Origin of the sequence: Vibrio sp. D401a (genome assembly GCF_030248515.1) — a bacterium.
Classification (GTDB): domain Bacteria; phylum Pseudomonadota; class Gammaproteobacteria; order Enterobacterales; family Vibrionaceae; genus Vibrio; species Vibrio rotiferianus.
In genome coordinates this window covers 55,849-73,771 of sequence record NZ_JAHGAI010000035.1, presented here as the reverse complement: position 1 = coordinate 73,771, position 17,923 = coordinate 55,849, and the positions used below count along the sequence as shown (strand labels likewise).

Sequence of the window (17,923 nt, the reverse complement as noted above, 5' to 3'; positions counted from 1 at the left end):
AACAAATCTCTCATAAATTCATTTATACAGATCAACGTTCTCTAATAATTTTTATCTTTACGACTCACATTATAAATTCAATAAATATATTGATTAACACGAGGTTTTTTCGTGAAGTAAAATCTCATTATGTGATCTTATAAATAGCAAAACTAAGCAAACCCTTGTTAACAAAATAAGCCATGTACATTACATGTATTCATAGAGTTGCGTTGAGACTCTCCCCTTTCTAAGTGTTAAAGCAAACCAACAGCGGCATTTCGACTTGGCAGACTGTTAGCCATGCGCCAACCATTTGTTTTGCGTTCGGACACAGACGGTACAGGCATACGCCATCCTTCAGCCAATCGACTTTTGTGTTAGGTAAGCGTTCATGAGTAACGAATCGTTTTGCTTTGAGTTGCTCCAGAACCTGCCACTCAATGGTGTAGATACCGAGATCGTTATGCAGCTGTTGGTTCAAATCGAACTTGAGATCGGAAAGCCAAACACCAATTTGTTCATCGACAGCATACGCGGCTGCGCCTTCAGTTTTCTCAAGCGTATATAAGGCGACGAGCGCTGACATTTCATCTTCATTCAGATCAAACAAAGGATACACATCGTCAACGACATCATTTGTAGAGGTAACGGTATTCATAGTGATATTGGAAAGTAGAGAGTGGCAACACTTCTTTGGGGGTGTCCAATGAGCAATCAAGCGATCAGTGATCAGCGATCAATGTTCGAGGAATCATTAGGGTGAAGCGTTGCCTTTAATCTTATAAACGAATTAGTGAATGATGTAATAAAGCAATGCGCCCACACCACCGAGTTCATTCAGTGTCTCCGCCGCTTTACCATGTACCAACTCAACCTCAACATTAGCCATCAAAGCTTCAACGAGGATGAGGTCGAACGCATCTGATTGAATTGGGTAAGGCAAAAAGACTTTTCTTACCTGTCCGTTTTCCAGTGCTTCTAGAACATTTGCCAAGCCCGCTACACCGCGACCACAAGTATCTCGACGAATCAGTAGTTCCAATACCAATGTATTGTCATGCAACTCTTCGTATTCATCCGCCAGCAGTTTAACTGTGCGTTCTAGCTGCTCTGTGGTGGCATCAAAAGGAATTGGTTCGATAGAAACCAACTTTTCAGAAACCGTATGATGCAGCGCACCCTTTACGCGATGAGCGATTTTTAGGTTGCCGCCGAACACGATGCGATCAAACGTTGGGTCCCCCATAAAGTAGCGATTGATTTCGTTCGCCGCTTCGCGAATAACACGACGCTCAGAATCCAAGTCTCGACGTTCCGAGGCTTGAGTTCGGGACTTTCTTCCGCCAGGGCGAAGGAATACACCCGATTCAATACTCGATTCCATCGTGCCCTCTCCCAAACTCGTCGGAACGTCTATGGAAACCACTCGGTGCTCCGTTTCAGAGAAAAGGATAACGAGATATTTGCCGTATCGATGGAGCTGAGAGAGTAAGTGCTTTACCTGAGGTTGACCAAAATACGCTTTTGTTTCGACAGGCATTGGCAATTCGATCAGGATGTCGTCGAGCAAATCAGTAAAGATCACCAAAGAACGTCCTGTCGGGCGCATTTCCAGAACTTTGTTGACCAATCGTTGTTCCACTTCTTTCCAAGTAAGTGTGGAATCAATGTGTCGAGTACCTTCGTCACCGTGCTCTTCACGCAATGCGGCCAGTTGATTGCTCACTTCGATCTGCCAAGCCGGGCGTTCACGATGGTTGGCTGGATTTTTACTGTCAGTATTAATGTATAAGCTGAGAATTTTTGAACGATTGTCTTCATGCAATAATAAGTAACATCGCAACACTTCAAAAATATCGTTAATCGTATTTTTCATAACTAACCTTTAATTATTAATCGAATCTCGAATGAATTATTTCCATTCAATCAATGATGATTAAATGAACACTGTTCATAAGTTAATTATTAAGCTAACAAAAATACCAATCAGCCTAATGCACTCAGAGTGCATTTGAGGAAAAATAATCGGTTTGCAAAGCCTGTTTTGTCTGGCTAAGATCTAAGTGGTTGATTAATAGCGCTTGGTTAAATAACGATGACACCCAAACAATCACTCATGGATTTGTTCGGTCTTTCTGAAGAGTTCGCAACACAGTTACTTGAAGCTGGAGAAGTTCAAACCATCGAAGCAGGAGAAATTCTTGAGGTACAGGGACAAGAGTTAGAAAACTTTTTGTTTGTATTTAGTGGGCTAATCAGCGTTTACCGACAGAACTTTGATGGTGCAGAACGCTTTGCGGGTTTTATTCCTCCAGGCTTTATGTACAGTGAATCGGCAATTTTGAATCAAACCAAATTGTATGGGCGCTACCACATCCAAGAGACCATGACCGCCCTTGTTCTGCCGATAAGTACAGTGTTGGAACTGTACGAAAACAGCCTAGAGTTTAATAAGTTAACGGCACAACACCTTTCACAGAAGCTCTTATTTACCTCCCGTATCCTCTTCATTAGCCACGAGAGAAATTCCAATCGCAAAGTCGGCTTAGCACTAGACAGCCTCTACCGTGTAACGAATAAACGTTCCATCCCAATCTCGGTAGAAGACCTCGCAGGCATGCTGGGTATGTCTCGTAACACCGTCAGTAAGACGCTCGACTACTGGGAGGAGCAAGGGGCGATCACCAACAGTAAAGCCAGAGTGACGTTTAACTCAACAGAGCCTTTCTCCTCCATCACCGATGGCATGGTGTTTTAACCTTTCTCAACCGACCCTTTCTAAACCTACTTATAAAAAGACGGCTTCTCTCAGCCGTCTTTTTTGTTTTCTATCATCTTCTCTTCTTGGTTTCATTTCTATTTTCTGCCATGTCACTTTACGTCTAATTCCTACACAGAAATAAACACTTACATTCTCCACAACATATTTATCACGCCCAATGCACTCTCAGTGCATCAGGTTTTAAATTGTCTATGCCACCATAAATACCGTTCGAGACAATAAATATTGCTTCGAATATTTCTTCACAGTGACGTGGCAATAAACATGGACTTGTTTAACGACTCTTTATTTTCAGGTTTTTAAATCATGTTATTAGCACGACTATTTTTATTACTCGCTATCATCGCTGAAGTTGCGGGCACTAGCCTCATGAATGTCGCAGGCAGCAATGAAGGCTACGCCGGCTATCTCGGCATGTACGTTCTTATTTCGCTCTCTTATTACTTCCTCTCTCTCGCAGCGAAAAAGATTTCCATTGGCGTGGCTTACGCCTGCTGGGAAGGACTGGGCATTGCCTTAATCACCATCGTATCCATGTTCTATTTCGATTCTCAGCTCAATGCACAAGAGCTGTTTGGTCTCGCGCTTGTCGTTGTCGGTGTGGTGCTAGTCACACTCGGTGAAGAGCACCACCAGCCAAGTAAGAAAGACGAACACGCAATGCTAATTCAACCTCACTAATTGCCTTGGAGTATAACCATGAACGCTTTTCTCACCGTCTCTTTCGGTTACGTCGTTTTGGCGGCACTGCTCGATATCGCTGCGAACATGTCTCTGACTAAATCACGCGGATTTGAACACAAGGGTTGGGGTATTTCTGCCATCGTTCTCGTGCTCGCTGCATTTACTTTACTGGCACAAGCCGTGAAAGAAATCGACCTCGCCATTGCCTACGCCAGTTGGGGAGCCATCGGTATTTTAGGAACCGCACTCGGTGGTTGGTTCTTGTTTAAACAAAAACTCAAACCAATTGGCTGGGTCGGTATTTTTACGGTGATTGCTTCGGTGATCATCATGAAAACCGCTTAGTGACGCCACCATGATTACTGTTAGCGAGTCCGGTAAGCCAATCAACCTTGGCGAGCATCAGCAACCGCATTTGGCTCAGTTTTACGCGCTAAGCGAAGCAGAAAAAATCCATTGGCTTGCTCATACCAATACCGATGAGGTCGTCGATTTGCTCTCCTACTGCCCTTTAGGTTACGTGCAATATTGGATTGTAAAGATGGAGAAATATGGCTTCGACAAAGCCGCGAGCCATCTTTCATTTCAGTTGGGCTTTGTTCATTCGGAAGCAGAGCCCGCTGACGATTACCTCTCAACTGGTGTGTTGGAACACGTTAAGCAGCGCGGAGGATGGATTGTGTTACTCGCCATCTTCGGCATTTTTTCGGGCTTTATCATCGCCAGCTACGAAGACTTACTCAGCCAGCTGGTTTTGCTTGCGATCTACATGCCAGTGATCGCGGCTGCCGGCGGTAATACAGGCTCTCAAGCTGCGACTTTGGTGGTGAGAGCATTAGCCACCGGAGAGATTAAGAACCGCCAATGGCGCGCCGTACTGTGGAAAGAAAGCCGTGTTGCGCTCATGCTCGCAGGGATTCTGGCGCTGGTGATTGTCGGTCGAATAGCCCTGTTTACACCCGCCGCCTCGTCGGAAGGGTTTGGGGTGTCACTGATCGCCACTGCCGTTGCCATTGCACTGTTTATTCAAGTCACGATATCGACGGTATTAGGCGGCTTACTGCCCATTGTTGCGCGTGCGCTAAAGCTCGACCCAGCCATCTTGGTGAGTCCGGTTTTGGCGTCTCTCGTCGATATTTCGGGCATCTGGATTTATTTCAACATCGTTAATTTCATCTTGTTCTGATCACATCAGAAGACAACACAAACTCACTCATTCACCACTCCACCGGAAGGAAATTTGGAGTAATTTTTATGACTATAAAACCTTGGTTTAAGCAATCAACGTCAGAGATAGAGCAGCATTTGGCTACTGATACCAATGCCGGCCTTTCTCATACAGAACATCAACAACGCCTCAATAAGTACGGTGACAACGCACTGGCGACGCACAAATCGAAATCGCCTTGGCAACTCTATTTTGAACAATACAAAAACCCTTTAATCTACATCCTATTGGTGGGTGCTTTAGTGTCTTGGTTTACGGGACACCTCATTGATGCCATTGCGATTGGCACCATCATCGTAATTAATACCGGCATCTCTTTTTGGCAGGAATACAAAGCCCAGAAAGGCATGGAAGCACTGCGCGATATGGCGGCACCAGAAGCGGATGTTCTGCGTGACAGCAAATGGATACATGTTCCAGCGCGAACCTTAGTGCCTGGCGATGTGATTAAAATCAGCACAGGTGACATTCTTCCTGCCGATGTGCGCATTGTCGAAGCAAACCGCCTATCGATCGATGAAGCGGCACTCACTGGTGAATCAGAACCTGTGACAAAGCAAGTCAGTGCGATCCATAGCAAACAAGTCAGTTTAGGTGACCAAATTAATATGGGCTTTATGACGACCATCGTCACGACTGGCTCAGGTTTAGGGATCGTCACCAACACGGGCATGCAGACGGAAGTCGGTCGCATTGCGCACATGATGACACAAACTGAAACCACAAAAACACCGATGCAAGTGCGTATGGATACTTTAGCCAAAGCCTTGTTGTTTATCGGTTTGGGTGTGGTTGCTGTTATCTGCGCAATTGGTTTTGCTTACGGCATGGATTGGCTGGACATCCTAACCACAGGTATCTCGCTCTCTGTTGCAGCCATTCCAGAAGGCTTGCCTACGGTGCTCACCATTGTATTAACCATGGGCTCTACCAAGATGGCGAAGAACAACGCCTTGGTAAAACAACTCTCCGCAATCGAAACCTTGGGCTCAACAACTGTCATTTGCTCCGATAAGACGGGGACATTAACCCAAAATCAAATGCAGGTGATGCAAGCTTATGACAGTTTTGGACGTTACTGGGAAGTGACCGGAAACGGCTTTCAACCGAAAGGTAAATTTGTCCCTCAGAGTCACGGTGTACATGCCCTAGAAAGCTCTGCAATGAAGATGGGATTGATCGTTGCGGCGATGTCGAATGAGTCTGAGCTCGCCTTTATCGAAGACGCATGGAGTGTACGAGGCAGCCCAACGGAGGGAGCGTTATTAGTGGCAGCCGCAAAGCTTGGAATTACGCCAAAGAATCTAGAGAAGCAAGGTTATCAGATTCTAAAACGCTTCCCGTTTGATTCTGAGCGCAAGATGTCTTCGGTGATTATCCAAGATCCAAGCGGACAGCACTTTTTAGCCGTGGCTGGAGCGCCCGACTTTATGCTGAAGAAATCGAGCAACTATATGGTTGAAGGTGGATTAGTGCCGATGGAAGAGCAGCCAAACCGATTCAATGAACTCTCCCAGTGTATCGGCAAAGATCTCAGCAAGCGTTTTGATGGCGCGATTGAAAGCTTTGCCAAGAAAGCCTTGCGCACCATGGCGGTCGGTTGCCGTCGATTGGACGTAGCTGAACTGAACGCAGATGTGAGCGAACTGGAAAACGACCTAAGTATGCTGGCGGTATTTGGCATCATGGATCCACCTCGTCCGGAAGTCCGCTCTGCGGTAAAAGAGTGTTACAACGCTGGCATTCGCACCGTAATGATTACCGGAGATCACGCAGCAACGGCGGCGGCGATTGCCAAAGATATTGGCATTATCAATAGACAATACAAACGTGTGGTCACGGGTACTGAGCTCGATAATATGAGCGAGCAAACCTTAGAATATGCCTGTGAAGAAACCGCTGTGTTTGCCCGAGTAACACCAGAGCACAAACTGCGCATCGTCCAAGCGCTACAAAGAAACAACGAAATTGCCGCCATGACCGGAGACGGAGTCAATGATGCACCAGCACTTAGAAGCGCCGATATCGGTGTCGCTATGGGTATTACGGGAACCTCTGTCGCCAAAGATTCCGGCGATCTGATTTTGCTGGATGACAACTTCAGCACCATCGTCCGAGCGGTGCGCCAAGGTCGTCAGATATTCGATAACCTGCGTAAGTTTATCCGCCAAGCGCTAACCGCAAACGTAGCAGAAGTCTCGGTGATTCTATTTGCGTTCTTAGTGATGGGACCAGAAGCCATTCTGCCGCTGACGCCGCTGATGATTCTTTGGGTGAACTTGGTATCGGATGGTTTGCCTGCGCTGGCGTTAGGGGTTGAACCAAAAGAAAAAGACCTGATGGAGCGGAAGCCACGTAAGCGTGACCAAGGATTCTTCTCCGATGGTTTAGGAGCCCGAATCGTGATTCGTGGGTTAGCATTAGGCGGGGTAAGTTTTGGTGCTTTCTTAATGGCTTTGAGCCATGGTTTCAGTGCCCAGTACGCGCAGAGCGTGGCGTTTCTTACTTTGATTTTTGGTCAGTTGTGGCACTTGTTTGATAGCCGAACGTTCACGTCTCTGTATCGAGTAAACCCGTTTACTAACAAGTACCTGCTAGGCGCTATCGCCACATCGGCAACTCTGTCATTGGGGGTGATATACACCAGCTTAGGTCAGCTGATTTTTAGCACCGAGGCGATTGAGCTTAGGCACCTTGCCATGATTTTAGGCGTTGCAGCACTGCCAACCGCGGTACTGTCTGCCATCAAAGAGCTCACCAAAACTAAGGTTCTGTAATCATGGACAAAAGACGTTGACCTTAAACCATCCACATAAATGATCTTAGAGGGGCTTGTCCCCTCTTTTTCCGTTTTGGCAGGTTACATCCACATCTTCACCATTAAGCATCTCCATCATGGGTTCGATTTGACTATTACCCCACAAGACAAAACCAAAGCACAATAAGGGGAACAACAGATGAATAAGGGATTTAAGCGTGCCAAGTTTGCCGCGTTGAATCGCTGTAGGTCTGAATACTTTGACGCCTTTTGGTGGGAACTGACCTTCGATCAAACCACGTACACCAAGTGGCAACATCAATACCGCAGTAAGTAAAAACACGGACAGTGGCATCCAAAAGAACAGTATGTGAACCAAAAGCTCTAAGCCTGACATACCGAACATTTGATAACATTCCGGCGCTTCGGCGACTGCTTGCAGCAGAGGCTCTCCCTCAAGCTTAAACAGCACACCAGCTAGAAGGCCAAATACGCCAGCGATAGCGACTCTGATGATCTTTTCTTTTTTGCTGTACTGCGGTGCGTATTCCTTCATGCCCTTTCCTATCAAGATAAAAACCGAGAAAGTCAGCTTAAGAATGGCACGTCAGAGCGCAAATGTATGGGTAGCTTTTGGGACGCACAATGGCGAATAATGAAACAGAAAGAAAACAGCCTCAATATCGCTATTGAGGCTGCTGGAAAATTGGGTTTCGACTGGCTTTAAATTACGCTTTTTTCACAAACTGCGCCGTCACCATCATCTCGCCAGCACCATCGACTTTACAGTCTAATTGATGATCTTTGCCGTCTTTAATACGACGAATCACTGCTTTGGTGCCGATCTTAAGTACCAGCGAACTGCCTTTTACTTTTAAGTCTTTCGCTAACGTGACCTTATCACCTTCCTGCAGCAAAGTGCCGTTGGCATCTTTCACGTTTACGGCGTCTTCTTCTGCTGCCTGAGTCGGGTTCCATTCGTGAGCGCACTCTGGGCAAACAAGGTGGTCTTGGTCTGGATAAACGTATTCTGAGTTACAGTTTGGGCAAGGAGGTAAAGACATAAATAATTACTAGCTAATGAATTTAGCACTATGGTAATGGGTATTGTTTGTCTAATCGAGTAAATTTGAACGCTCACTCTTTTCTTCAAGAACTTCTTTAAAAGCGAACATACCATTTAATGCTGCAGGAAATCCGGCATAAACAGACATTTGTAATATAACCTCTTTCACTTCTTCCTCATTGCAGCCCACATTAAGAGCTGCGTGAAGGTGAACCTTTAATTGAGGTCGACACGTCCCCAAAGCAGTTAAAGCAGCCACCGTCGCAATTTCTCGGGATTTGATGTCTAACCCAGAACGGGAATAGATATCACCAAATGGATATTCAATCGTGAACTGAGCTAGGTCAGGACAAATATCTTGTAAGCTATCAATGACATTTCTGCCAGCTTCGCCATCTATCTCTGAAAGTAATTTAAGCCCTTTATCAAAACGAGAGGTTTGCATTGTCCGTACTCCTAACTAGTTGATTCAGGAGTACCTTACTAGTTAGAGTTCACTCTAAGTCAACGAACTTTTCCTTTCTTATATAAATCTATTTTTGCTTCGAGCGCTATGAGGTTTTGCTTTTGTTGCCCTAAATACTCGACCAAGCTTTTGTGATGCTTTTCAAGCAAAGTTTGCCTCTCTACTAAAGAACTCGCTCCCGCTTCTCGTAACTCAGCATACTTTAATATTTCCTCAAGTGGCATCGCGGTCTCCTTCAAGCGCTTGACGAACTCAATCCAAGCCAGATCTTTACTACTATAGACTCGATGCCCACTGCTCGACCTTTGAATGTTCTTCAACAAACCTATTTTCTCGTAATACCGAAGCGTATGCGCTGACAACCCAACTTGCTTTGAAAACTCACTCATGCTCATCATTATTTTTTACGCTCAACTATCTTTTTAAGAATCGTAACCACAAAGCGCAACAAAACGACATATATTGCGTCTCATCCCACTTCAAGGCTCTATGCCTTTAAATTCCGATTAATTTTCAATACCTTAAAACATATACGGATAACCGATGTATTGCTCGTAAAACAAATATTATCAAAATCATGACAAGTAGCATTAGTAAATGGTGCCTTCAATAGAACAACCAAAGGTGGATTCCCCATGTTTAAACTTTATTACTACCCTAATAACGCCAGTTTAGCGCCCCACTTTTTGCTTCACCATGTCAAAGCGGACTATGAGTTGGTTCTCGTGGATAGAAAACTGAACGCACAAAAATCAGAAGCGTATTTGCGTTTAAACCACAGTGGAAAGATCCCAACATTAGTGGACGGTGAGCAGGTTATCTGTGAGTCTGCCGCTATTTGTATTCATATTGCAGAAACGTTTCCTGAATACGAGCTCATTCCCAAAATCGGTGAGGCAACCCGACCTCTGTTCTTTCAATGGCTGACATTTCTTACGAATACACTCCAAGCTCAGTTGATGGTTCGTTTTTACCCTCACCGAAACACGACCGACGAAACGATGATCGCAAGCATTGTAGAAGCACAAGATAAGCAGGTTGCGAAGACACTTTTAGCTATTGATAGGCAGCTTGAAAATAACCCGTATTTAGTCTGTGAAAAACTGACTGCATGTGATTATTTTCTCTTTATGCTAGCCGGCTGGTGCATCCCTTTAGAATTTGAGCCTTCCAAATACCCTCACCTTTTAGGCTATTTAATCCGCTTATCAAAAAATGCCTCTATTCAAGCAGCCTATAAGAAAGAAGGCCTCGATATTCCTCGATTTATGTACCCCAAGTACAGCTAGCTAGAGTAGAAATACATAAAAATAACAGAAGTTTAAAATACCCAAAGGTTGGAAAAGAGAATATAAAGAACTTTAGCTATAAATAAATCAGATATGATTTCAGCATTTGGAGTATTGTTGTTTAATAGCTAAATATTTGATATTTATCTTCAAGCAAAAAGTTGCCCCAAGTTGGTATTTTTTGTAATTTACGAGCAAATTTTTGCCCTGTTTTTTTGTATGTTAGACTGCACCTTTTAATTTCCCACTTAGACTTGAGATTTAAACATGCCAGTAGCTAATTTTAAAGGTGACTTTTGCAACATAAATTCATTTACGCCAAGCTCTCAGACACTTGACGGTATTAAAGAAATGAATAGAATCATTGATGTTACAAAAACACTTGAATCAGTTCTTCTTTCGATACCTGCCTTTCAGATATTTGCCTCTAGAGGAGCGAGTGGTTCTTTTATTTATAACGGGATGGCTACCGCTACTTCCGCAGGGTACAACATAACTACTTATAATTGGAAAGAATTTTCACAGGCTTTTAATGGTGTTGGCGAAGCTAGTAAAAGACAATTACATCAAACAGCAGAATTAATGGCGTATAGCTCAAGTGGAAAAGATTACGAGTTTTGGAGGTGCGTAGCTAATGCGATCTACTAGTTTCTTCTTCTTCATAGCCCTGATACAGCCCCAAATTACACACGCTGTCACATGGGAAGAGTCTCTTAAGCTTCATGTAACGAAAGCCTACGTATCTCTAGACAGAAAGATTGCAATATGTCGAGAGAACAAAAAGCCATTAAAAAAAATAGCTGATGATTGGTTCATCAACATGCCCAAAAATGAAAAGCTCGCTGCTGCTACGTATATACAATACTTAGCAGACAGGGATTGTTGGGGAGCTGAACTGTTAGCGTATGAATCAGCACTCCTTGCCTACAGTGCCGAAGTTGAAGACAAAACACTCTTAGAATCCTGGCTTTACTTATCCAAAGTACCGAAAAATATCGCTTTGAAAGATAGTTTTGAAAATATGGATGTGTCGAAACTTATATCTTGGTATCAATCGCAAGGTGGCGTTTCTCCTTTTGACTTCCAAGCTTTTCTAATGCAGTACTCTGAATTTCAAAGCCAATATTAGTACAGCAAGTCCAGCTAATAAGCTGGACTTTAAACATCTAAAATGCCCACTTACTGACCATATAGATTAATTAGTATTTGCCTTTTGGCGAATTACTACTGCTTAAGAATCTACTACAGTTCACTCTTAAATTATCTTTACAGTCAAAATCACTACTCGCCAAGAAGTAGTGATCCGCATCAGAGTTTAGATGTTCTGAGAAATTCTTGCTGGGCATTCCAAAAAAACTCTACTGGCTAGATGATAGGAGAAATAGCAAGTGATCATTCTCTCTTTGTCAGGCCCAGTTGGGGATAGATGAGGCTTACCATCAACTCTTAGATTCCAGCGGAACGAACAAACGCCTGTCCTACTGATAATGAGATAAAGAGATTTTTTAGAAGATAGCCTTTGATTCGATAACATGTGTTAGCTCCAGTGTGGGCTAGCGTTATCTCAATAAGCCTTAAAAACGAAAAAAGGCCTGATAAATCAGACCTCTTAGAATGTGGCGGTGAGTGAGGAAGTCGGACTCTAAGCCTATCTGTCTGAAATTTAACAACTTATAGCAAGTCGACTTTCGGGAATATACACCCTGTCATACATTTCATTTTTGTGACAAACATCAAACAAAAAACTCCACTCTCAGTCTCTATTACTACTGGGGTAAGCCCTTAGGAACATGTGACTGAGATTTCCATTAAATGAGATTCAATTAAACTATGGCAAATACAGCTGATCTACATTTTAACTATATTGAATCAACACTGGACTACCAAATTTCCTTGGCTATTCAGTTAACTCGACTACTTTTTCTTCTGTATCAACATCAAACATTAGATGTAGCTGCTTTCGCATCAATCTTTTCCTAGCTTCGAAAAACAGAGCAAAGTCTACTAACTTGAGCGATTGTGTAGCGGGCACATAATTACGTTGACGATAATACTGTTCGTCAATCCCACTCTTGGATACCCAAATGTCCAGCGGTGTGGCCTGTTTCTCCGCGTTTTCTTGTCCTTCAAGTAATTGGAGATTAGGTAACTGGTCACGGAGGTTCTGCCAATGAGTAATATCTTCCTGTTGTAATCCCATGTCGACTAATGCTGATGTTTTAAAGCCACTGTGGGGATGCATATGATCTTGATGGAAGCTGATTTGGTCTATTTGAAGATCTGGATAAAGGACAGATAACAGTAAGAAACAGAAGCTACCTTTCTTATACTCTAGGAAATCCTCTATATCATCACCGTCAATTGTAAGCCTCTTACCACCAGCAAGTTTCGTATGTTGGAAACTAGAAAATGAAAAGCTAGTCTGTTTTAGAGGAAAACTGCCTTCACGCTTATCTCTCAATCCATCACGTAATCCACTTAAAGCTGAATCAGCTTGCCCACTATAGATTTGCTTGAGCAGACTATGAATGACTAACTTTCGCAACTCGGCTTTCGATTCTTTATCTACCCTTCCGCCTTTGTAAACGTAGTATGCTATTGGTGTAGCAGCATAGTTAGATGACAACCTGGTCTTATTGAAACCAAACTCACGTAGGATTGATGAAGTTTTTGTTAGCGCCGTAAAGATTGCCTCCCAGTTATCACGAATCTTAGCGATGTTACTTCGATCAAACGTTTGTACCTTGAAGCTCATCGGTGCATCAATCAAAAACAAGCACGTTCTCATTAAAAAATCAGTGTTAAAATTGAAGAGACTATCCTCACCATTTATGGTCTCAATAAGCTGTTCGATATGCTCTCTTCCATCCTCCCAATGAGCGACCAACGTAGAAAATAACAAATCAGATTTTGATAGAATAGTACCGCCACTGTTTACACGCACAAATATATCCAGGATATCATCTAGGTCTTTGTCCACGATTTTGAAGTAGTTAATCAACTCATCTTGGTTTAACTTTTTAGCCAGCAAAAATAATTTTTTTCTTGCAACACGACCGTTTCGCCTCAACATATCTGCATCAGAAGGAGTCCTATCTTCTAGCTCTTCAATAATGTCTTGAGGGTCTACATCTCTACCATGTTTTAAGATGTCTCTCACGAGATAGAAGTATTTTGAATCATCTTTTTCCAATGCATCTTTTTGCTCTAAAAACTTAAACTCATAATCTCTCTCATCACCAAACAAGTTTAAGTACAACTGGCGCTTGGGGTATGCATTATCTGTGGTCTTTTTTGCATATTTTCGCTTTGAACAGTAAACACCTTGTAAAGCTATATACAATGAACTTATTCTTTGTTGGCCATCTAATACACCCCGAACTTCTTGAGTAAAGTCCTTTCGAACCAACTCATTCTTAGAATCACGCTGATGGTAGTTTTTTAGAAATTCATAGAAAGTATATTGGTCTGCTTTTTCGGCTGGAAGATCCCAGAATAAAAAAGTGCCAATGGGGTAATCGCGCATTATTGAATCAAAAAGGTTACAGATTTTCTCTTCGCCCCATACGAACTTACGCTGTATAGCCGGTAGGTAATACTTACTGTCACTAATATCGGTGATTAACTGCTTAATCGACAGGCTTGAATATCCCACTTTTGAAATCCTTCTGACTACACCCAAATGCTTATTCTCTTGAATCAAACCCGGCTAATCGACGATACCACTGCAAGATAACTCTAGAATCTAGAACCTGTGCCGTATCTATCTTCGCCTTGGCATTTAAGCGAAACAAAGCGCAACAGAAACGCTGTTGCATATAGAATACAAGTTTATTAAAAATGAATGCGGTACACCACAAAATCAGGAGAAAAATGGGTACTGAAAAGCGAAACATCATTAGCTTGTGTACGAGACTCTCAGCGTCAGATTTGCTAGTCTGATATTACTTAAGGATATCCACCATAGCACGATGAAACAACTAAACACCTACGATACAAAAGAAGAAGGCGAAGCAGCACTTGCCAAAATTGATGAGCCCAAACGCCTTGCCAGTGAGCGTGACAGTACAGAGACAATATACAACTTATTTGGAATACCAAGTTGGGGAAACTTCTACAAGCTGGGCATGTTTAACCTCGTAGAGCTCAAAATCATTGTTCAGCAAAAGCAAAACGGTCAGCCCTATGATGAAAAAAAGCACCGTGAGATCATCACGATGCTTGAGTATGCAGCGAAGAGCTTCGAGTTAAAAATCCCGAAACATTGGTTGTAGTTATTAAGACTAAAGAAAAACAACCGTGTCCGACGATTGAAGATGTGCTTCTAGTTCTTTGTTAGTTTGCACATCTGATAAATCAAAAAACAGCTTAAATGGAAACCAAACCGTATCGTCATTTATACTTGATAGACTCCTACTAGAGCTTTGGTTTGAATGCATTATTGCTTCTACTAGCCAACCTTTTACCTCTGGTTGTTCAATAGATACTGCCGTATTTAGCTCATAAACACCCTGCTTTGGATTTTTGAGTACTTCAAGGTTCATAAGAGTTCTTACAACAAACTGCATACTACGTTTTATTGTAGATGTATCGCCGTATTGCTCCGTTACACGATCTTCAAGCTGAGAGTATATAAAGGTATCGTTAAGCTTAGTCAACTTACCAATCTGACCTACAACAAAGGCAAAAAACGGATACTTCGACAGCATCATGCCCCAATGAAACACCAAGTGTTGCTCACTATGCTCCATTAACAAGTTAGCCCCTCTCAATTGAAATCTTTCTGAGATATGCTTAGGTAGCTTGTTCCAAATTCCAAATAACAAATTCCGAGTTTTATCTTTTGCAACTTTACTGGTAAATGCAGGCTCAAGCATGGAATCAATCCGGTCTTTCAACGCCTGCCCTTCTATACCATTAGCGACCCAAGATGCCGTCTGTGCTAGCCAATCAGGCTCTAAGTGACGATTAAAACCAATTGAAACTTTCAATACAACTCTCTCTACTTTTTAAATAAAACAAGGTCGTTTCCTTGTTGGTGAAGATCAAACCAGGTTGTCTCAAGCTCATTGACTGATACTGAGAATACAAACGGAAACCAAACTAGATCATCAAGCATATCTGCAAGAGAACGACTTCGATACCTTTGGTTATACATCAAAGATTGCAGAAGCCAGCTCTTATACTTACTTTCTACTATATGTTCGAGCTTATGCGCTTTGTACGTCCTATTCGTTTGACGCTCAAGAACCCTAAAATCAACCAGTGTTTTTAACACAGAGCGAAGACCACGTTTGACCGTCTCGGTATCCCCGTACAGTTCAACAATGTGCTTTTGAACTTGAGCATAGGCGAACACCTCAGCGTGTTTTTCACGTCGCCCGATGAATCTTACTACATCAGCAAAAAAGTTGTTTTTAGCAACTAACATTCCCCAATGCAATGTAAAGTCTGGACGTTCACTACCAAGCACGGCTTCAATGGCAAACTGAGTAAAGCTTTCAGTAACATCATCAGATTTAGGGGACCATAACTTGGTCAGCTGATTTCGAGTTTTCCCTCTATTTACTTTGCACGTGACCGAAGGCTCAAGCATCAAATCAATCTGTTCATCGAGTTCTTTTTTTTGTTTTCCCTCGGCGACCCAGACCGCAACGGAATCTAACCATTGAACCTCGATATGACGACTAAAGTTGACTCTCTTTGACATGCTGCTCTCTCGTAACAATAGCTAATGGGACAACCACCTCATGTAAGCTAATCCCGCCATGCCCGACAATCTGTTTGCCTTTCTGGACGAACGCATGACGACCTCTACTCACAAGCGGATATAAATCTGATGGTAGTCCAAATTTCTTAGCTGGCCATTCTAGCACGTCTGCCTTATCATTCGAATATTCAACTGTATTTTTATACAGTCTCACTCTTTCACCTTTCGTCTCTGCTTTAACACCTTCATTGGGCCAACTTTGACCTATTGCTTCTTGGTTACCGTGATCAGCCGTTATCACCACTTCAAAACCAGAATCCAGTAAAACCTCTATCTTTGAAGAAAACTGCCACAGTTCTAGCCATTTACTCACTGCAACATTTAGTAATGGCATCCCACCTTCAATTCCGTGCATCTGCTTATCAATATAATTGATAACGAACCCTGCAACCTTTAGCTTGGGCGAATGGAAACTGTCTTTGAATGACTCTATATCTTTACTCTTCTCAAGAGCAACTGCATATGCTACTTCAGTCTTGCTTAAACCTTTATCTTCCCAAAACGCATGCCAGAGCGCTTTCTCTTTCGCAGTTGTATGCCATGAATCAGGAAATGAACGTGGCTGTTTGCCTGAGAATAAAGCTTGCCTAGCTATGGAGGTAATAGTTGGAACCCATGAAAAAACACCTCTCTCCTCAACTCGAACGTCAGGTATATCAATAATGTGCTCTTTAACGTAATTCCACTGTTGAAACCCCATGCCATCCATCACCAGTAGACACACCTTTTGTCCATCACTGACTTTACGGCTCAACCATTCCGGAATTTTATGCAGCATCTTAGGGAAGCGTGCTATCGGCGTGTTTATCAGCTTGCCAAAGTTCGTTTGCAACCACGTTTCAAAGTAATCATCTACTTTAGTGTTTAAGTTAGCGATCTCTGCGTTCAGAGCATAACTATCTGTGCCTTTCAAAGTGTGAGATAACGAATTCAGCACACCAAGTTCTAGTGCGATCTCTTCCCACTGTTCTGAACCTTCAGGTAGCGGCAAATCCTGCACGATGAATTGATTCGAAAGCTTATTAAGTAGCTGCCTTACTCGTAATAGATCCCTAGACTCGTCATCCGCGATAACTCCAACCCATTCCCAATCATCTTTTCCTAAGCCGTCAAAATCTACAGCTTGGAGAATCCCGTCAGCAAATATATTATCAACAAATACTTTAATATCTTGGTCGTCAAATGGAACAACAAGCTCATCGACAGGCCATGATGATTCCTTAATTTCATACCGCTGGACTTTTCGCTGCAAGTGAAGCAACCACTGCTGTTGAAGAAACGCAAAGAACTCTGTTCTATCAGACACAACCCTTGAAAAATCCCAACGACTAAACTGCTCACGAACTTGGAGAGTTTCAATTAACCTCTCTTCAAAAACCAACGGCATCTCGATACCAAGGTAATGCTTTCGAATGAGCAATCTAACTAAATCTGTCTCAGATTGAATAATTTCCGGAGCAATTTTGTAGATATGTCGTAAGACAAAATCCAAACTAGCATTTCGGTTTAGCTTATCCGCACCATAGCTCTTTACTGCAGACTGCAGTTGTCCATAATCTTTAGGCGATAAAGATCTCAGTACTGATGCATCCAACTCTGGCATCACTTCACTAATATCAAAATCAACACGCTTAGCTGAAAATTCAATATCATAAGGAATACTAGGCTGTTCATCGACAACCCTAATTAATAGAGCACTGCACTCATCACTATCAAGCCATTCTTCAAAACATAACCTTAGTGCGAGAGGATCAGTATCCGAGAAAAGTACAGCTCCCGCCTGTTCGATTAGGTCAGCTATTGCGGGTTCAAAACATAAATTATCAGGGTCGTTAACAATATAGTGAACAGGCTCTGTCAAAGCCATCTGACTAGTAAGCTTCTCTTGCCAGTTCATA

General features: G+C 42.8%; 19 protein-coding genes. 9 read left to right on the top strand and 10 right to left on the bottom strand.

Going from position 1 to position 17,923, the window contains the following annotated elements:
• Positions 1–229: 229 nt before the first annotated feature.
• Positions 230–640 carry a hypothetical protein gene (locus KIV41_RS14405; protein WP_285336867.1) on the bottom strand — a complete coding sequence of 137 codons (411 nt, stop codon included), beginning with the start codon at positions 638–640 and terminating at the stop codon, positions 230–232.
• A 132-nt stretch (positions 641–772) separates the two neighbouring features.
• Entirely contained in the window at positions 773–1,858 is a 1,086-nt protein-coding gene (locus KIV41_RS14400; RefSeq protein WP_285336865.1) for a hypothetical protein, read from the bottom strand.
• A 219-nt stretch (positions 1,859–2,077) separates the two neighbouring features.
• Here KIV41_RS14400 and KIV41_RS14395 point away from each other — a divergent pair, with 219 nt between their 5' ends.
• The 5 genes from KIV41_RS14395 to KIV41_RS14375 all read left to right on the top strand — a co-directional run bounded on the left by KIV41_RS14395 (position 2,078) and on the right by KIV41_RS14375 (position 7,453).
• The gene (locus tag KIV41_RS14395; protein WP_029789078.1) at positions 2,078–2,740 is read left to right on the top strand and encodes a Crp/Fnr family transcriptional regulator; all 663 of its coding nucleotides are present in this window, start codon (positions 2,078–2,080) and stop codon (positions 2,738–2,740) included.
• Between the two features lie 330 nt (positions 2,741–3,070).
• Positions 3,071–3,445: an SMR family transporter gene (locus KIV41_RS14390; protein ID WP_029789077.1), complete on the top strand. Its 375-nt coding sequence runs from the start codon at positions 3,071–3,073 to the stop codon at positions 3,443–3,445.
• Positions 3,446–3,463: 18 nt separating this feature from the next.
• Entirely contained in the window at positions 3,464–3,793 is a 330-nt protein-coding gene (locus KIV41_RS14385) for an SMR family transporter (RefSeq protein ID WP_005437032.1), read from the top strand.
• Positions 3,794–3,803: 10 nt separating this feature from the next.
• On the top strand, positions 3,804–4,634 hold the full coding sequence (locus KIV41_RS14380) for a magnesium transporter (RefSeq protein ID WP_285336862.1): 831 nt from the start codon (positions 3,804–3,806) through the stop codon (positions 4,632–4,634).
• Positions 4,635–4,702: 68 nt separating this feature from the next.
• Positions 4,703–7,453 (top strand): cation-translocating P-type ATPase, encoded by a 2,751-nt coding sequence (locus KIV41_RS14375; RefSeq protein WP_285336861.1) that lies wholly within the window; start codon positions 4,703–4,705, stop codon positions 7,451–7,453.
• A 45-nt stretch (positions 7,454–7,498) separates the two neighbouring features.
• Here KIV41_RS14375 and KIV41_RS14370 read toward each other — a convergent pair whose 3' ends face one another.
• The 4 genes from KIV41_RS14370 to KIV41_RS14355 all read right to left on the bottom strand — a co-directional run bounded on the left by KIV41_RS14370 (position 7,499) and on the right by KIV41_RS14355 (position 9,361).
• Positions 7,499–7,990: a hypothetical protein gene (locus KIV41_RS14370; RefSeq protein ID WP_285336859.1), complete on the bottom strand. Its 492-nt coding sequence runs from the start codon at positions 7,988–7,990 to the stop codon at positions 7,499–7,501.
• A 172-nt stretch (positions 7,991–8,162) separates the two neighbouring features.
• On the bottom strand, positions 8,163–8,498 hold the full coding sequence (locus tag KIV41_RS14365; RefSeq protein WP_005450215.1) for a zinc ribbon domain-containing protein YjdM: 336 nt from the start codon (positions 8,496–8,498) through the stop codon (positions 8,163–8,165).
• 51 nt (positions 8,499–8,549) lie between these two features.
• Positions 8,550–8,945, bottom strand: a complete 396-nt coding sequence (locus KIV41_RS14360) for a carboxymuconolactone decarboxylase family protein (RefSeq protein WP_045388057.1) — start codon at positions 8,943–8,945, stop codon at positions 8,550–8,552.
• A gap of 59 nt (positions 8,946–9,004) precedes the next feature.
• Positions 9,005–9,361: a MerR family transcriptional regulator gene (locus tag KIV41_RS14355; protein WP_045388286.1), complete on the bottom strand. Its 357-nt coding sequence runs from the start codon at positions 9,359–9,361 to the stop codon at positions 9,005–9,007.
• Between the two features lie 240 nt (positions 9,362–9,601).
• Between KIV41_RS14355 and KIV41_RS14350 the strand changes: the two genes are divergently transcribed.
• The 3 genes from KIV41_RS14350 (at position 9,602) to KIV41_RS14340 (ending at position 11,384) form a co-directional block, all read left to right on the top strand.
• On the top strand, positions 9,602–10,255 hold the full coding sequence (locus KIV41_RS14350; RefSeq protein ID WP_045388060.1) for a glutathione S-transferase family protein: 654 nt from the start codon (positions 9,602–9,604) through the stop codon (positions 10,253–10,255).
• A 267-nt stretch (positions 10,256–10,522) separates the two neighbouring features.
• A complete protein-coding gene (locus tag KIV41_RS14345) occupies positions 10,523–10,903 on the top strand; it encodes a hypothetical protein (RefSeq protein ID WP_052447940.1) in 381 nt (126 codons plus the stop codon).
• Complete coding sequence (locus tag KIV41_RS14340) at positions 10,890–11,384, top strand: hypothetical protein (protein ID WP_045388063.1); 495 nt, start codon at positions 10,890–10,892, stop codon at positions 11,382–11,384. Before KIV41_RS14345 ends, KIV41_RS14340 begins: the two co-directional genes overlap by 14 nt.
• 768 nt (positions 11,385–12,152) lie before the next feature.
• On the opposite strand, the gene KIV41_RS14335 is transcribed toward KIV41_RS14340, so the two are convergent.
• Positions 12,153–13,910 carry a DUF262 domain-containing protein gene (locus KIV41_RS14335; RefSeq protein WP_285336856.1) on the bottom strand — a complete coding sequence of 586 codons (1,758 nt, stop codon included), beginning with the start codon at positions 13,908–13,910 and terminating at the stop codon, positions 12,153–12,155.
• A gap of 316 nt (positions 13,911–14,226) precedes the next feature.
• On the opposite strand from KIV41_RS14335, the gene KIV41_RS14330 reads away from it, so the two are divergent.
• Complete coding sequence (locus KIV41_RS14330; protein ID WP_285336855.1) at positions 14,227–14,529, top strand: hypothetical protein; 303 nt, start codon at positions 14,227–14,229, stop codon at positions 14,527–14,529.
• A 9-nt stretch (positions 14,530–14,538) separates the two neighbouring features.
• On the opposite strand, the gene KIV41_RS14325 is transcribed toward KIV41_RS14330, so the two are convergent.
• From KIV41_RS14325 to pglZ, 3 genes are read right to left on the bottom strand one after another with little or no spacing between them, the layout of a single operon-like run.
• Positions 14,539–15,246 (bottom strand): hypothetical protein, encoded by a 708-nt coding sequence (locus KIV41_RS14325; RefSeq protein ID WP_140338391.1) that lies wholly within the window; start codon positions 15,244–15,246, stop codon positions 14,539–14,541.
• A gap of 11 nt (positions 15,247–15,257) precedes the next feature.
• Positions 15,258–15,965 carry a hypothetical protein gene (locus tag KIV41_RS14320; RefSeq protein ID WP_285336854.1) on the bottom strand — a complete coding sequence of 236 codons (708 nt, stop codon included), beginning with the start codon at positions 15,963–15,965 and terminating at the stop codon, positions 15,258–15,260.
• On the bottom strand, positions 15,943–17,922 hold the full coding sequence (gene pglZ, locus KIV41_RS14315) for a BREX-3 system phosphatase PglZ (protein ID WP_285336853.1): 1,980 nt from the start codon (positions 17,920–17,922) through the stop codon (positions 15,943–15,945). The genes KIV41_RS14320 and pglZ overlap by 23 nt, the downstream gene beginning before the upstream one ends.
• Between the last annotated feature and the right edge of the window lies 1 nt (position 17,923).

Bases quoted from the DNA above. Each gene is read 5' to 3' on its own strand.
- KIV41_RS14405 (WP_285336867.1), bottom strand. From the start codon at position 640: ATGAATACCGTTACCTCTACAAATGATGTCGTTGACGATGTGTATCCT.
- KIV41_RS14400 (WP_285336865.1), bottom strand. From the start codon at position 1,858: ATGAAAAATACGATTAACGATATTTTTGAAGTGTTGCGATGTTACTTA.
- KIV41_RS14395 (WP_029789078.1), top strand. From the start codon at position 2,078: ATGACACCCAAACAATCACTCATGGATTTGTTCGGTCTTTCTGAAGAG.
- KIV41_RS14390 (WP_029789077.1), top strand. From the start codon at position 3,071: ATGTTATTAGCACGACTATTTTTATTACTCGCTATCATCGCTGAAGTT.
- KIV41_RS14385 (WP_005437032.1), top strand. From the start codon at position 3,464: ATGAACGCTTTTCTCACCGTCTCTTTCGGTTACGTCGTTTTGGCGGCA.
- KIV41_RS14380 (WP_285336862.1), top strand. From the start codon at position 3,804: ATGATTACTGTTAGCGAGTCCGGTAAGCCAATCAACCTTGGCGAGCAT.
- KIV41_RS14375 (WP_285336861.1), top strand. From the start codon at position 4,703: ATGACTATAAAACCTTGGTTTAAGCAATCAACGTCAGAGATAGAGCAG.
- KIV41_RS14370 (WP_285336859.1), bottom strand. From the start codon at position 7,990: ATGAAGGAATACGCACCGCAGTACAGCAAAAAAGAAAAGATCATCAGA.
- KIV41_RS14365 (WP_005450215.1), bottom strand. From the start codon at position 8,498: ATGTCTTTACCTCCTTGCCCAAACTGTAACTCAGAATACGTTTATCCA.
- KIV41_RS14360 (WP_045388057.1), bottom strand. From the start codon at position 8,945: ATGCAAACCTCTCGTTTTGATAAAGGGCTTAAATTACTTTCAGAGATA.
- KIV41_RS14355 (WP_045388286.1), bottom strand. From the start codon at position 9,361: ATGAGCATGAGTGAGTTTTCAAAGCAAGTTGGGTTGTCAGCGCATACG.
- KIV41_RS14350 (WP_045388060.1), top strand. From the start codon at position 9,602: ATGTTTAAACTTTATTACTACCCTAATAACGCCAGTTTAGCGCCCCAC.
- KIV41_RS14345 (WP_052447940.1), top strand. From the start codon at position 10,523: ATGCCAGTAGCTAATTTTAAAGGTGACTTTTGCAACATAAATTCATTT.
- KIV41_RS14340 (WP_045388063.1), top strand. From the start codon at position 10,890: ATGCGATCTACTAGTTTCTTCTTCTTCATAGCCCTGATACAGCCCCAA.
- KIV41_RS14330 (WP_285336855.1), top strand. From the start codon at position 14,227: ATGAAACAACTAAACACCTACGATACAAAAGAAGAAGGCGAAGCAGCA.
- KIV41_RS14320 (WP_285336854.1), bottom strand. From the start codon at position 15,965: ATGTCAAAGAGAGTCAACTTTAGTCGTCATATCGAGGTTCAATGGTTA.
- pglZ (WP_285336853.1), bottom strand. From the start codon at position 17,922: ATGAACTGGCAAGAGAAGCTTACTAGTCAGATGGCTTTGACAGAGCCT.